The sequence below is a fragment of the Corynebacterium sp. NML180780 genome (assembly GCF_007786415.1).
Taxonomy (GTDB): domain Bacteria; phylum Actinomycetota; class Actinomycetes; order Mycobacteriales; family Mycobacteriaceae; genus Corynebacterium; species Corynebacterium gottingense.
In genome coordinates this window covers 122923-134602 of sequence record NZ_VNKN01000010.1, presented here as the reverse complement: position 1 = coordinate 134602, position 11680 = coordinate 122923, and the positions used below count along the sequence as shown (strand labels likewise).

Annotated in this window: 10 protein-coding genes; 2 read left to right on the top strand and 8 right to left on the bottom strand. The window is 65.3% G+C overall.

Going from position 1 to position 11680, the window contains the following annotated elements; all coding sequences use genetic code 11:
- Nucleotides 1-745: 745 nt before the first annotated feature.
- Nucleotides 746-1828, bottom strand: a complete 1083-nt coding sequence (locus FPP74_RS08665) for an ATP-grasp domain-containing protein (protein ID WP_144717993.1) — start codon at nucleotides 1826-1828, stop codon at nucleotides 746-748.
- A gap of 65 nt (nucleotides 1829-1893) precedes the next feature.
- Nucleotides 1894-3183 carry an adenylosuccinate synthase gene (locus FPP74_RS08660; RefSeq protein WP_144717991.1) on the bottom strand — a complete coding sequence of 430 codons (1290 nt, stop codon included), beginning with the start codon at nucleotides 3181-3183 and terminating at the stop codon, nucleotides 1894-1896.
- A 50-nt stretch (nucleotides 3184-3233) separates the two neighbouring features.
- On the opposite strand from FPP74_RS08660, the gene FPP74_RS08655 reads away from it, so the two are divergent.
- Together FPP74_RS08655 and FPP74_RS08650 are read left to right on the top strand one after the other, a co-directional pair.
- Entirely contained in the window at nucleotides 3234-4157 is a 924-nt protein-coding gene (locus FPP74_RS08655; protein WP_144717989.1) for a hypothetical protein, read from the top strand.
- A gap of 381 nt (nucleotides 4158-4538) precedes the next feature.
- Nucleotides 4539-5417: a PRC and DUF2382 domain-containing protein gene (locus FPP74_RS08650; RefSeq protein WP_144717987.1), complete on the top strand. Its 879-nt coding sequence runs from the start codon at nucleotides 4539-4541 to the stop codon at nucleotides 5415-5417.
- Nucleotides 5418-5509: 92 nt separating this feature from the next.
- Here FPP74_RS08650 and FPP74_RS08645 read toward each other — a convergent pair whose 3' ends face one another.
- The 6 genes from FPP74_RS08645 to FPP74_RS12265 all read right to left on the bottom strand — a co-directional run bounded on the left by FPP74_RS08645 (nucleotide 5510) and on the right by FPP74_RS12265 (nucleotide 11642).
- Complete coding sequence (locus FPP74_RS08645; protein WP_144717985.1) at nucleotides 5510-6703, bottom strand: aromatic acid exporter family protein; 1194 nt, start codon at nucleotides 6701-6703, stop codon at nucleotides 5510-5512.
- A 97-nt stretch (nucleotides 6704-6800) separates the two neighbouring features.
- Nucleotides 6801-7835: a class II fructose-bisphosphate aldolase gene (gene fbaA / locus FPP74_RS08640; protein ID WP_095275649.1), complete on the bottom strand. Its 1035-nt coding sequence runs from the start codon at nucleotides 7833-7835 to the stop codon at nucleotides 6801-6803.
- A gap of 53 nt (nucleotides 7836-7888) precedes the next feature.
- Nucleotides 7889-9010 carry a glycoside hydrolase family 76 protein gene (locus FPP74_RS08635; protein WP_095547933.1) on the bottom strand — a complete coding sequence of 374 codons (1122 nt, stop codon included), beginning with the start codon at nucleotides 9008-9010 and terminating at the stop codon, nucleotides 7889-7891.
- A gap of 173 nt (nucleotides 9011-9183) precedes the next feature.
- Nucleotides 9184-9861 (bottom strand): TrmH family RNA methyltransferase, encoded by a 678-nt coding sequence (locus tag FPP74_RS08630; protein ID WP_122085852.1) that lies wholly within the window; start codon nucleotides 9859-9861, stop codon nucleotides 9184-9186.
- The gene (gene pyrE, locus FPP74_RS08625) at nucleotides 9854-10387 is read right to left on the bottom strand and encodes an orotate phosphoribosyltransferase (RefSeq protein ID WP_095536078.1); all 534 of its coding nucleotides are present in this window, start codon (nucleotides 10385-10387) and stop codon (nucleotides 9854-9856) included. The genes FPP74_RS08630 and pyrE overlap by 8 nt, the downstream gene beginning before the upstream one ends.
- Entirely contained in the window at nucleotides 10380-11642 is a 1263-nt protein-coding gene (locus tag FPP74_RS12265; RefSeq protein ID WP_186439419.1) for a hypothetical protein, read from the bottom strand. Before FPP74_RS12265 ends, pyrE begins: the two co-directional genes overlap by 8 nt.
- Between the last annotated feature and the right edge of the window lie 38 nt (nucleotides 11643-11680).

Sequence of the window (11680 nt, the reverse complement as noted above, 5' to 3'; positions counted from 1 at the left end):
GGCTGCGCGAATGGAGCGACAAGCGCAAGCGAAAGCGCTGCTGCCGCGATCGACGTCCCGCGGCGGCGGGCAACATTGTGCTTCTTCATACTGTGAAATCTTCCTTCCACGAAGATGTTCTGAACAACTAGAAAGTCAGAGAGTGCGTAGGCACAACTCCCGTGTCAGCTCACAGCGGAAAACGCCACGCAGACTTTCACACCTGTCAATCTAGTGAAAAACACCCGTGCTAGGTCCAGATGTCCCCCACCGGACGTCCAGGCTCTAAGGTACAATTATTTGGACGTTCAATTACCGACAAAAGGGCAACATTCATCATTGAGCTGCATTTTTGGGGCAGGGACACGTCTATACCAAAGGTCCACGAGCAAGATCCCTTTCGGCTATTACCAAGGTCGAGTACCCCCAAAAAACTCAGCAAAGCACTCAGCAAACATTGCGATATTGTTCGACTGGGTAAACCCCTCTCGTTCACCCGAAAGAGAAATATAGCCCGCTTTGGCGTTCTCTATACCCCCAGCCTAACTGCCGCCATCGCCAACTGGCACGGTCAATGTGAGCCCCCATAGATACACAAATGTAGCAATACCAATTTTTCTAGACGAACGTTCAATATCCGAAGACTGTTCGAACTTAAATGTTGCCAAGAATTTTTGACTTAGCCACTTGGAATGCCCCCTTTAGTGGGAACAGCGAGGGAATCGAGTGCCACCGCCCCTCGCGGAACACTCCACAAATGCGCGAGCTACCGCTCCACTTCCAACTGCTTCGCTGCCTCTGCGGCGCGCTCGTGGGCCTCGTCGATCGTGTCCGCGGTGGCAAGCACCATTACGGCGTCTTCGTGAACCTCAACCGTCACCTCGTCGACAGCCATCGCCTGCGCAATCTGTGCGGTGGTGGGGTTCACGCCGTGGAGGAAGGCGGCGGCGCCGGGGGAGGTGAGCGTGACGTCGATAGGCAAACCTGCGGTCGCGCGCGCATGCAGATCGAACTGGTCCACACGCTGGGTGCCCCGAGTGAGCAGGCCATCCGCGTCAGGGCGGGGCGTGGCCTGGGAGAAGTAGACCTCGTCGCCGTCGACAAAGAGCTCGATGGAGTATACGCCGCGCCCGGCGATCGCACCGCTGATACGCGCTGCGATCGAGCGGGCGTTGTCGGCAGCGGCCTGGGACAACGCCGCCGGCTGCCAGGTCTCTACAAGCTTGCCGTGCTCGTGGCGGGTACCAATCGGCTCGCAGAACCACGTGGCCATAGCGCCCGTGGCCGGGTCGATCGAGCGGACGGTGAGGATAGTGACCTCGTAGTCAAAGTCGATGTACTGCTCCACCGCTACGGGCTCGCGCTCACCCGACTTGGATTCGGAAACGCTCTGTGCCTTGGAAAACGCTGCGCGCAGCTCGGAGTCCTCGCGCACCACGGACTGACCCTCACCGGCCGTGGAACGCCCCGGCTTGACCACCAGCGGGTAGCCCACCTGCTCCGCGCACGCCTCGAGGTCTTCCACAGTGTCGACGAACTTGTACGCCATCGTCGGCAAGCCAAGCTCCTCGGCCGCAGTGCGACGCACGCCCTCGCGGTTGCGGGTCATCCGGCACGCCTCCACCGTCGGGAAAAGCTCGCAGCCTGAGGTATCCACCAGCTCACGCAGCTTGGTCAGGTCCGTGCCCTCCCCCGCCACGGTAATATCCGGGGTCATCGCACCCGGCGCGCCCTGCTCAAACGTGCCCACCTGCACTTCGTAGCCTAGGCGGCGGAAAGAGGTTGCAAGCTCCTCCTCCACCGCGGACGTGCCAAGGATGAGCACCTTCGAGCGCTTCGCCGTATTCATAGGCGCCTACTTTATGTCCCGGCACTGCCCTGGGCAAACAGGCGCGCTGGGGAAACTGTGACGAGTTACCGCTCCATGACGTCGTTACGCACGATCGTCTGGTCGCGGCCCGGGCCGACGCCGATGTAGCTCATCGGCGCACCGGAAAGCTCCTCGAGGCGCAGCACGTAATCCTTCGCCTTCTGCGGCAGTTCATCGAACGTGGTGCAGCCGGTGATGTCCTCATCCCACGCGGGCATGGTCTCAAAGATCGGCTCCGCGTGGTGGAACTGGGACTGGGTCAGCGGCATTTCGTCGAAGCGCTGGCCGTCCACGTCGTAGGCCACGCAGATCGGGATCTCGCCGATGCCGGTGAGCACGTCCAGCTTGGTCAGGAAGAAGTCCGTGAAGCCGTTGACGCGGGCAGCATAGCGGGCCACCACCGAGTCGTACCAGCCGCAGCGACGCTTGCGGCCGGTGTTCACGCCGACCTCACCGCCGACTTCCTGCAGGTAGTCGCCCCACTTGTCAAACAGCTCCGTGGGGAACGGGCCCGCACCCACGCGGGTGGTGTACGCCTTCACAATGCCCAGCGACGCCGTGATCTTCGTCGGGCCGATGCCCGCACCCACACACGCGCCGCCGGCAGTGGGGTTGGAGGAAGTGACAAACGGGTACGTGCCGTGGTCCACGTCCAGCATGGTGGCCTGGCCGCCCTCCATGAGCACGTGCTTGCCCTCGTCCAGTGCCTTGTTCAGGGTGTACTCGGCGTCAATCACCATCGGCTTAAGGCGCTCGGCGTAGGACATGAAGTACTCAAAGACCTCGTCCGCCTCGATAGCCTTGCGGTTGTACATCTTCACCAGCATCTGGTTCTTCACATCCAGCGCGGACTCGATCTTCTGGCGCAGGATCGACTCATCAAAGATGTCCTGCACGCGCAAGCCCACGCGCGCCACCTTGTCGGCGTAGGTGGGGCCGATGCCGCGGCCGGTGGTGCCGATGGCGCGCTTGCCCAAGAAGCGCTCCTGCACGCGATCCAGAGTCTGGTGGTACGGCGCGACCATGTGGGCGTTGCCGGAAATGCGCAGGCGCGAGGCGTTCGCGCCCCGAGCTTCAAGCCCGTCGATCTCCTCGAAGAGTGCCTGGAGGTTGACCACCACGCCGTTGCCAAGGATCGGGGTGGCGTTCTCGCTCAGCACGCCGGCGGGCAGCAGTTTCAGCTCGTACTTCTCGCCGCCAACGACGACGGTGTGTCCGGCGTTATTGCCGCCGTTTGGCTTGACCACGTAGTCTACCTTGCCGCCGAGAATGTCGGTGGCCTTCCCCTTGCCCTCGTCGCCCCACTGGGCGCCCACAATGACGATGGCGGACATTTTCACTCCTTATATAGGCAGTAATCCGCGCTTATTGTAGCGTGACCCCTATGCGGCTGATCCATTGCGCGTGCGCAACCACCACTTCAATCCCCGGTGCCGAGCACCACCAGCTCCCCGCCGTACCGACGCGCAAGGACCTGCGCTTCCTCGACGCCGCGGCCAAGGAGGTCCTGCCCGAGGATCCCACCCCCTCGCTGGCAGAGATCCAGGCCTCCCCCAACGTCGCGCACCTTGGCCAGCCGGCGCCTGCGCCGCAGCAGCCCGACGAGCGCTTGCGCATCGTCGTCTCCGGCACCGACAAGGCGCTCGCCGCCGTCCTCACCCGGATGATGCGTGGCGACTACCTGTGGGCGGAGATCGCTTACCTCCCCGTCGATCCCTCCTCGCCCGCAGCGGTGGCGTGGGGATTGAGCGGGCTCGACCGCGACTCCCTCATTACCCTTGCCACCTCTGGGCCCGTCGTGCCGTCGCCGTGCGTGCGCACCGACACCGGCGAAGTGGTCGCGGGGGCAGCCGCGATCTACCACGACGACGGCGCAAGCGAGTACGTCGGTGAGATCGTCGTCGACTCGGAGCGACTCCTCTACCGCAGCGGCTCCGAGCCCTCCGCGCGCTTCCACGGGCAGTTTGGCGCGCGCCTGGTACCTACCCCCGGCGCCCCGGGAATTGCGTCCTCCGCCCTGACAACTCCGCTGGTGCCCACCGGGCCTGTCTCCAGGCGCTCACCGGCGCAACTAGAGCGGTTGCACCGCCTCCCCCTCCTCCGCGGACTCACCCGCAACGCGGGCGTTGCGCCCGGTCAGACGGATTCCTCGCGCGTCCTCACCGGCCGCGCGCTGCAGTCCGGTGGCGACGCCATCACCGTCGAGCTCGACGGGGTAGTACGCCCCCGAACGGTGGAGCGGGTGACCTTTTATCGGCATCTCCGCGACATCCAGAGCGTCAAAATGGGGGCAAATACAGAGGTGTGACACATCTCACATTGTCGATTTCTTTACGCCCATACTGAGGTGGCCGTTATCACTTCGAGATATTTATCCAGCGCGCACACGGCATCTCAAGTCGTTCAAACGTCACGTTCTTGCAGGTCACCGTTAGTGGCGCGGGGATTGTACCGACGGTCCGCAAATCCGTCATTCGTTCATATGTTCCACTTGCCCCGAACGGGCCGACCTGAGACGGCCGTTCAAGCGAGAATCTCAGATCCGCCCTACATTCGTTCTTGTTCGCAACGCAGCGAAGCGCGAGCCAAGTGCTCGCAGGCTTCGTGGCTAAGCGAGACAGTCCGCACAATGGGCTGAGTTAGATAGACCCCTGAACGAACTCGAAGCACGAAGGAGCTTTTCAGCACCATGGCTAACACCAACCGCATCGAAGATCTGGCAAACGCCACCGCATACGACGTTGACGGCGACAAGGTCGGCGGCGTCAAGGACGTCTACGTCAACGACACCTCCGGCCAGCCGGACTTCGTGTCCGTGAACCACGGCCTGTTCGGCGCCGGCACCTCCATCGTTCCGCTGCGCGGCCACACCCTGCGCGACGGCGAGCTGCACCTCGCATTCCCGAAGGGCCGCATCGAGGACGCTCCGGATCTGGACGAGAACGGCCACCTCACCACCGAGGACCAGGACGCGTTCTACCGCCACTACGGCCTGACCGACACCCAGGACGTCACCACCTACGACACCGGCCGCCACGCTGCTGCTGGCACCGGCGCCGCTGCTGGTGCTGCAGGCGTCGCAGGCGCCGGCGCTGCCGCTGGTGAGCGCGAGGTGACCACCGACGAGACCGCTCGCGCAAACGCTGCTGCCGGCACCCGCGAGAACGTCGCTGACACCGACAAGGACGCGATCATCCGCTCCGAGGAGCAGCTGAACGTGCAGAAGGACCGCGTTGAGTCCGGCCAGGTTCGCCTGCGCAAGTACGTCGTGAACGAGACCGAGACCGTCGAGGTCCCGGTTGAGCGCGAAGAGGTTCGCGTTGTCCGCGAGCCGATCACCGACGCTGACCGTGCCAACTACGACGGCAAGATCGGTGAGCAGGAAGCTTCCGTCACCCTGCACGAGGAGCGCGTCAACGTCTCCAAGGAGTCCGTCCCGGTGGAGAAGGTTTCCCTGGAGAAGGACACCGTTCAGGACACCGAGCGCGTCTCCGAGGAGCTGCGCAAGGAGCGCTTCGACACCGACGGTGTCGAGGGCGTCGTCGACGGCAAGGACACCAAGAAGTAAGCCCCTCCGCCGGTAGGTAACCGGCACACCCTTTCACGAGAGCCCGGTGGGTACCACTCCCCACCGGGCTCTCGCACGTCTTCGGTTGGACGCTATTCGTCGTAAAGCTCAGGCGGGTACTTGGGCGAGGAGGACGTCGGCGCGAGCACCGACGCCGCGGACTCGTGGGACATGCCGCTGACTTCGAGCAGATCGACGATGAGCGAGCGCGTCTGCGCCAGGATGGCGTACGCCGAGAGCACCGCATCCTCCGGCACTGCGTCCATCGACGCGCGCTGGCCCGCCACGCGCAGCTCGTTGACGATGCGGGGGATGGCGATTGCCTGCGCGCGGCGCGAATCAACCCCGTACACCTCGGAGAACTCCAGGCAGACGTGCGAGAGCGTGTCGATGAGCTCCACCTGCTGCTCCGTCACCGCATCCCCGTCCTCGCACAGCACGTGCGCGCGGCGCGCCAGCACGCGGGTCGTGCGGACCGCGTTATCCACCGGCGGGATGACCAGCGAGAGCGAATTGATGTAGCGGCGCACGCTCCACAGGAACGGGGAAATGCGGATCGACTCCTTACCGGACTTCACCGCCGACGCCATCTGGTCAATATCCGTCTGCGAACTACGGATGGCATCGAGGGCTTCGTCGATGATCTCGGGATCGCGCTCGCGCAGCCCGTTCGCAACGTCGTTAAGCACCGCGCACAAAATGCCCATCACCTTCGAGATCTCCGACCTCGCGCTCTGCATCGGCGCCTGCGGAAGCAGCGCCAGCGTCACCATCGAGACCACGACGCCGACGATCGCGTCGAGCGTCCTATCAATGCCGGTGACCTCCGCGCCCGGCGGCATGATCGTGGCAATGAGGACCGAACCGATCGCGACCTGGTTAATCGCCAGCTGCGACTTGGTAAAGAACGACGCGATCGCGAGCGATCCGGAGACGATCAGCGCGATCTGCCAACCGCCCTCGCCCAGCCGGTAGAAAAGAAGGTCCCCCACCAGCACACCAATCGTGCCGCCGATAGCCAGGTCCCATGCCTTGGAGAGGCGCTCTCCGCCCGTCATGCCGATCATGATGATCACGGAAATCGGGGCGAAGAACGGGCGCTGGTGGCCGAGCAGATCCTTGGCAATCCAGTACGCGAGGCCCGACGCGATGCCGATCTGCAGGATGGGCAGTAGGCGCTTCCGCACGCGCAGCAGGCGCGACTGCACCGACTGATCGACCTGTTTCAGCCGTTCTTTCGTAGTCAGCCGGTGCTTCGCGCTTCCGGCGTCCTTCTGTTCCTCCATGGTGCCTACATTAGCCACCGGGCGGGCGCGCGCACGAGAAAGCGCCGCCCCACCGCGACGAATCAGCGGGGGACGGCGCTACTGGCCTGCGAAAGCCTTACTTGGACACGGTGTGGCCCACGGAGCGCAGGTCCTGGCAAGCCTCGATGACACGCTGGGTCATCGCAGCCTCTGCCTTCTTCATGTAGGAGCGCGGGTCGTAGACCTTCTTGTTGCCCACCTCGCCGTCGATCTTCAAGACGCCGTCGTAGTTCTCAAACATGTGCGACGCGACCGGGCGGGTGAACGCATACTGGGTGTCGGTGTCAACGTTCATCTTCACAACGCCGTAGCCCAGCGCCTGCTCGATCTTCTCCTTCTCGGAGCCGGAGCCACCGTGGAAGACGAAGTCGAACGGCTTGGAGCCAGCGTCCTGGCCCAGCTTCTTCGCGGCAACCTTCTGGCCCTCGTCCAGGACCTCGGGGCGCAGCTCGACGTTGCCCGGCTTGTACACGCCGTGGACGTTGCCAAAGGTAGCGGCCAGCAGGTAGCGGCCCTTCTCGCCGGTGCCCAGGGCGTCGATGGTCTTCTCAAAGTCCTCCGGGGAGGTGTAGAGGTTTGCGCCGTGCTTTGCCTGCACGCCGTCCTCTTCGCCGCCGACGACGCCGATCTCCACCTCGAGGATGATGTTGGCGTTGTGTGCCTTCTCCAGCAGCTCCTGCGCGATCTCCAGGTTCTCATCGATCGGGATAGCGGAGCCGTCCCACATGTGGGACTGGAACAGCGGCAGCTCGCCGCGGTCGACGCGCTCCTGCGAGATGGCAATCAGCGGACGGACGTACTCGTCCAGCACTTCCTTCTGGCAGTGGTCAGTGTGCAGCGCGATGTTCACGTCGTAGTGCTTCGCAATCTCGTATGCGAAAGCTGCCAGCGCCTGCGCACCCGCGACCTTGTTCTTCACGCCCAGACCGGAGCCGAACTCAGCACCGCCGGTGGAGAACTGGATGATGCCGTCGGACTCAGCCTCGGCAAAACCCTTGATGGCTGCGTTGATGGTCTCGGAGGAGGTGCAGTTAATGGCCGGGAATGCGTACCCGCCCTTCTTGGCACCGTCCAGCATCTGGTTGTAGATCTCGGGGGTTGCGATTGGCATGGGGAATGTCCTCCCTTGTTGCTCTTGGTAGTACGTAGCCCAGTATGCACCTTTTACAGTCCGGTTGCACGAGAAATTCTCGCAGCTGCCTCGAGCAGCATCCATCCCGACAGTTGCACGGAGAGATCGCGTTCGTCGATACGCACTAAGCCCACGGCCTCGCTTATCGACGCCGGCCCAAACCCATAGTTATGCGGCAGCAGCGCATCCTCCGTCCACTCCGCAGCGAACACGGGCAGGCCATCGACTTCCAGCCGGTGCTGCCACAGCGATTCCGCCGAAGCGCGGACCAGCCGCGCGGCGATCTTCCTCGTCGCAATGTTCTCCCGGCTGTCCCGCGGCAGGCGCACCGCCACCTCCGCCAGGTAGCGGGCGAGGATCCCCTTGAACAGGCCGCCGTCGCCGTCGCCCGACTCGTACTTCGGGCTGATGATCACGCCCTGCGGGGTGGCCAGGTGTAGGGCGATGGCCTGCACGATCGCGCGGATGTGCGTGATGTAGAACACGGAGGCGTCGGCGCGCTCCGAGTTGGCAAAGGAGTCGATCGGTTCGTCGTGGTCCAGCCCCGCATCGTCGCGAAGCGCAAGGGCGACCTCGAGGCTGGCGCCGAGCACCGTGCCCTGGTTGTAGGTGTAGATCTTCTCCACGACCTCGGGGCCGTGCATGCGCATGCGGATCCCGTCCTCAAGCAGGCCGTTCTCGCGCACCAAGTTGTCAAAGATCCAGTCCAGGATCTCCCGCGACTTGTCCAGCCGGCCGGTGCGCGCGAACAGGATCGCTGCCGGGCCGTTGGACGGCACGTTGTAGAAGGTTTCGGCGCGGCGCCACGGCAGGACACCCGTGACGGGGTCGATGCCCTCGAGCAGGTCGAACTCGAGCTTGTCCAGCGCCTTCGACCGGTGAATGCCGTCGAGCTGGAGCGCGCGGTTCCAAGCGAGGGCCAGCCAGGCCTTGTCGTCGTAGTACTTGTTGGCGGTGAGCCGCCACACCGAGCGCACGCTCATCGCGCGCAGCGTGTCCTGCAGGCGGTGGCGGCGCTCCAGCGACGGCTGGCGCAGCGCCGCATCAACCTGGCAGTCGATGTAGTGTGCCTGCCACCAGAAGTGCCAGTGCCAGTACAGGCGGTCCTTCACTCCCGGCGGCCAGGTCACGACGGCGAGGTTGGTGCCGGGCATGCCCCACAGCTTCTGTGAGTGGCGCCTGTGAATGGCCTGCTCCGCCAGGTCGGCCCGATGTGGCCACACTGACCCGGATTCTGACACCTACTGCTCCAATCACGCGCGACTAGCTCGTACTCCCTATATATTGCCAGAGCACCCAGAAGCGTTTCAGGAGAATCGGAGAATACCTACCACGCCTGGCTCAGGTCCGCGTGCTGGCGCACCCACGCGTGCATCGCGATGCCCGCGGCGACGCCCGCGTTGATGGAGCGCGTCGAGCCAAACTGCGCAATCGAGCAGGTCATGCTGGCCGCGTGCGCCGTCTCCTCCGTAATGCCGGGGCCCTCCTGCCCGAAGACGAGGACGCAGCGCTCGGGCAGCTCCGCCGTCTCCAGCGGGACGCATCCGGGGGTGTTATCAATGGCCACGACCGGGATGTCCTCCGCGCGCGCCCACGCGGCAAAGTCCTCCACCGTCGCGTGGTGGTGGATGTGCTGGTAGCGGTCCGTCACCATCGCGCCGCGGCGGTTCCAGCGCTTGCGGCCAATGATGTGCACCTCCTTAGCCAGGAAGGCGTTCGCGGTGCGCACCACAGTGCCGATGTTCATGTCATTTTCAAAGTTCTCGATCGCCACGTGAAACGGGTGCCGCTTGCGGTCGAGGTCCGCGACGATCGCCTCCATGGACCAGTAGCGGTAGGCGTCGACCACGTTGCGGCGGTCACCATTGGCCAGGAACTCGGGGTCCAGGTGGGCGTTCTCAGGCACGGGCCCCTCCCACGGCCCGACGCCGTGGCGGCCCTCATTCCACTCGGTGGGCCCCTTCGCGGGCCCCTTCGCGGGCTCCGTGTCCGCGGGCTCAGGCAAGGCCGAGGTCCTCGAGGCCGAGGAGGAAGCGGTACTCCAGGCCGGCTTCCTTGAGCACGGCGTCCGCGCCCGTCGCGCGGTCCACCACGGTGGCGACAGCGACGACCTCGGCGCCCTCCTCGCGGCAGGCCTGCACCGCGGTGAGCGGGGAATTGCCGGTGGTGGTCGTGTCCTCGACCACGAGCACCTTCTTGCCCACGATGCTCGGGCCCTCGATGCGGCGCTGCATACCGTGCTTCTTCGCCTCCTTGCGCACGACGAAGGCGTCGATGTCGCGCCCGTCCGCGTGCATGATGGCGGTGGCGACCGGGTCCGCGCCCAGGGTGAGGCCACCGACGGCGTCGAACTCCAGGTCCTTGGTCAGCTCGCGCAGTTGCGCGCCGATGAGGCGGGACGCCTCGTGGTGCAGGGTCGCGCGGCGCAGGTCCACGTAGTAGTCGGCCTCCTTGCCGGAGGACAGCGTCACTTTGCCGTGGACGACGGCCAGTTCCTTGACCAGTTCTGCCAGCCTTGCTTTGTCACTCATCAGTGTTCCTTTCCATGTGCTGTTCAGGGTCTGTGTCCGGCCTGGTGCTCGGGCGCGAGTCGTCGAAGATGGACGGCGGCCGCTGCTCTCGACGCACCCGAGTCAGGTCCGATGGCGCGTCGCCTTCGGTGGGGTGGCCGTCCGCGATGGGCGCGACCTCGTCGCCGCCCAGGTCGCTGTAGTCAATGTGGCCGCGGCGCGCCCCAGTGATGCGGGTGGGCATCTCCAGCGGCTCGTCCGGCCGCTGGACGGTCTCCGCGCTTGGCGACGCCTCCTCCACCAGCGCCGGAGCGGGAGCCGGCATCTCGCGGGTGGGGTAGCCGAAGCTGAGGGGTTCGGCGGATTCGGGCGGGAGGGTGCGGGCGGCGTCGGCAAGCAGCGCGAGCGGAGCGAGCGTTTCGTCCCACTCGTCGGCCGCGGAGGCGCGATCCATCTCCGCGAGCACCCAATCCGACTCGAACCAGGCGGCGGTGACGCTCTGCGGCAGCTTGGACAGCGCGGTGCGCACGCGGACGTCCATGAACCGCTCGACCGGGCCCGCGTGGGTGCCCAGCACCGTAAAGCCCTCGGCGTGCGTCACTTCCACCAGGTCAGCGGAGGAATCCGCGTGGAAGCCTTCGCGGCGCATATCCACTACGACGTCGCTGACGCGGCCGGTGTCCATCGCGATGACGGTCACGCCGCCCAGGTCCATGACGTGCACGGTGTGGCCGTAGATCGCGCCAGAGGCGATGTCCTTGGGCACCGCGCCTGCCGACGCCGCACCACGCTGCCACTCCCCCGCCAGCTCGTCGGAGTGCTTGGCAAAGTCGAAGCCGTGCCCCTCGGCCCACGCGCGGCGCTCGCGTCTCGACGCCCCGGGGAACTGCAGGCCAGACTTCCGGTGCGCCCGGCGCGCGGGCTGCGGGGCGGGCTCGGGTTCAGGCGCTGGTTCTGGTTCTGGTTCGGGCTCGGGCTCCGGTTCTGATTCCGGTGCGGGTTCTGGCTCTGGCGCCGGCTTGGGCTCCGGCGCGGGCTCGGGTTCCTCGCGCGATTCTTCCTCGTGGAGCGGAACCCAGCGCTCCGAGGCAGGCTCGGCTGGCTCCGCCGGTTCGGCCGGTTCAGCGGGTTCCGCCGGTTCGGGGCGCTCGTGCGCGGGAGCGGGGGCGGGTGCTGCGGCGCTTCCGCGGTCGCTGGAATCGCGGGAGTCGGCGAACATGAGGTAGCCGCCGGCTGCGAGCGCGATCAACGCGAGAACAAAAAGTAAAGGTGCCATCGCGTCACGATATTACTGCGTCGGCCCAACGTCCGGGC